Source organism: Marinagarivorans sp. (assembly GCF_982758155.1).
In genome coordinates this window covers 1-2063 of sequence record NZ_CEXWTU010000410.1, presented here as the reverse complement: position 1 = coordinate 2063, position 2063 = coordinate 1, and the positions used below count along the sequence as shown (strand labels likewise).

Below are 2063 nucleotides of genomic sequence, written 5' to 3'. Positions count from 1 at the left end.
TTCCCGATGACGTTTACCCTGTGAGGAGGCGCGCATTATAGGCACTTAAATCATCATTGCAAGCCCTTTCTAAAAATACATCAATCTTTCTTTTCCCCACAAAAAAAGGCCTCGCAACTTGCATTGCGAGACCCTTTCAAAAACAAGCTTATGGGGTGACTATTTCAACCCTAGGCGCCCAGCTAGAGCTTCAGGCTCAAGAAACCCGGAAATCAACTCGCCATCTTCAAGCACAAGAGCCGGAGTTCCTGACAATCCAATCTCTCGACCCAAGTTAAACTGCGCATCTATCGGATTCCCAACACAAACGTTCTCAGGGATTTCCTCACGATTCTTAAGCTTCGTTAACGCAGCCTGCTTATCGGCAGCACACCAAGCCGAAGCCACCTTCTTATAAGACCCGCTACCAATACCAGCACGAGGATAACCCAAGTAAGCCACCTCAATCCCAAGCTCGTTCATGGCCGCCATATTGTGATGCAGCTTTTGACAGTAGTAGCAATCCACATCAGTGAACACATACATGCGAGCCTTCTTCTCTCCTTTTGCGGGAAAAATAATCATATCTTTATCGGCAACCGAAGCGACGGCCTTGGCCCTATCACCATTGCGAGCCTCTTCGGAGACATTTGTGATTTTATTAGGCTGAACCCTAAATAAATCACCTACGATAAAGTTTCCGCCATCGGCAGTACTGTAAATGTTACTCGACGGACCGACACTCACCTTATAAATACCTGGCATCTCGGTTTTCTCAATGCCATTAATTACAATCCCAGGTTTTGCTGACTGCCAAGCCGCACCAATTGTAGCCTTAACCTTATCTAGCGCCTCATCGGCGACAACACCCACGGAGCACGTAAGCGCAATAGCCGCCATCGCTGCACGGGAAATCAGGAGCGATTTAGTTTTCATCATATTCATTTATATACTCACACTTATTTTTCGACAACCCTAGCAGCGACAAACAGCAAAGGGGATGGATAACTTTTAACTTAAACCGCAATAACGCACAGCCTAAAATCGGTTACTTAGCTGACAGCGAGTCTAGCGCATTGTTCCCGAGTTTTTCCAGCACTAAGCTCACACCACTCAAAAGCATAATATTCAGATACAAAAAAAGCGGCCTAAGCCGCTTTTTTTTGTATCTGGAACAAACTATCTGCCCAACTTCTCTTTAATTCGAGCCGCCTTACCCGTCAATTCACGCAAGTAATACAACTTAGCCTGACGAACATCACCGCGACGCTTAATGCTAATTTCAGCAATTTGCGCGCTGTGAGTTTGGAACGTACGCTCAACGCCGATGCCGTGAGACATCTTGCGAACAGTAAACGCAGAATTTAAGCCGCGGTTACGCTTACCAATAACAACACCCTCGTAGGCCTGAAGACGCGAACGCTCACCTTCAACAACACGCACCTGTACAACTACAGTATCGCCTGGGGCGAAATCAGGTACATCTTTCTTGAGCTGCTCGGTTTCCAGCTCCTGGATAATTTTGTTCTTAGAACTCATGGCATGCTCCCGCTTATATATGTAGCTTCTCAGCTAGTAAAATCATTTATCTAAATCAATTTTGAGGCCCTTGCGATACTCTTCAAGCAGCGCTTTTTGTGCCCCATCCAACTCTATATCGCGCAACAGGTCAGGCCTGCGCGCCTGCGTTCTGCCCAATGACTGCTTAAGCCGCCAATCGGCTATACGCCTATGATCTCCCGACATTAACGCATCAGGAACACCCTGCCCACCATACACTTCAGGACGAGTGTAATGAGGACAATCCAAGAGACCATACTCAAATGAATCTTGACTCGCAGAGCTAGCATCCCCCAACACTCCAGGAAGCGTTCTCATCACTGCGTCCAACAACACCATCGCTGGTAATTCACCACCACTTACGACGTAATCACCTATTGACCACTCCTGATCAACACAAGCCCTTATAAAGCGCTCATCAACACCTTCGTAGCGACCAGCCACTAAAATGAGATTAGGCAATTCAGCAAGAGACTTGACACCAGCTTGCGTCAACTGCCGCCCCTGCGGCGACAAATAAATAA

The 2063-nt window shown here is 47.2% G+C and carries 3 protein-coding genes; all 3 read right to left on the bottom strand.

What is annotated here, in order from left to right; all coding sequences use genetic code 11:
* Window positions 1-159: 159 nt before the first annotated feature.
* Window positions 160-924, bottom strand: a complete 765-nt coding sequence (locus AC3A8L_RS21490) for a DsbC family protein (protein WP_487964323.1) — start codon at window positions 922-924, stop codon at window positions 160-162.
* A 234-nt stretch (window positions 925-1158) separates the two neighbouring features.
* On the bottom strand, window positions 1159-1518 hold the full coding sequence (gene rplS / locus AC3A8L_RS21485) for a 50S ribosomal protein L19 (RefSeq protein WP_487964322.1): 360 nt from the start codon (window positions 1516-1518) through the stop codon (window positions 1159-1161).
* Window positions 1519-1560: 42 nt separating this feature from the next.
* Window positions 1561-2063: tRNA (guanosine(37)-N1)-methyltransferase TrmD (trmD, locus tag AC3A8L_RS21480; RefSeq protein ID WP_487964321.1), on the bottom strand; the 503-nt coding region annotated here is incomplete at its 5' end.

What these genes read in the sequence shown, in the direction of transcription:
- rplS (WP_487964322.1), bottom strand. Translation starts at nt 1,518, where the DNA reads ATGAGTTCTAAGAACAAAATTATCCAGGAGCTGGAAACCGAGCAGCTC.
- AC3A8L_RS21490 (WP_487964323.1), bottom strand. Translation starts at nt 924, where the DNA reads ATGAATATGATGAAAACTAAATCGCTCCTGATTTCCCGTGCAGCGATG.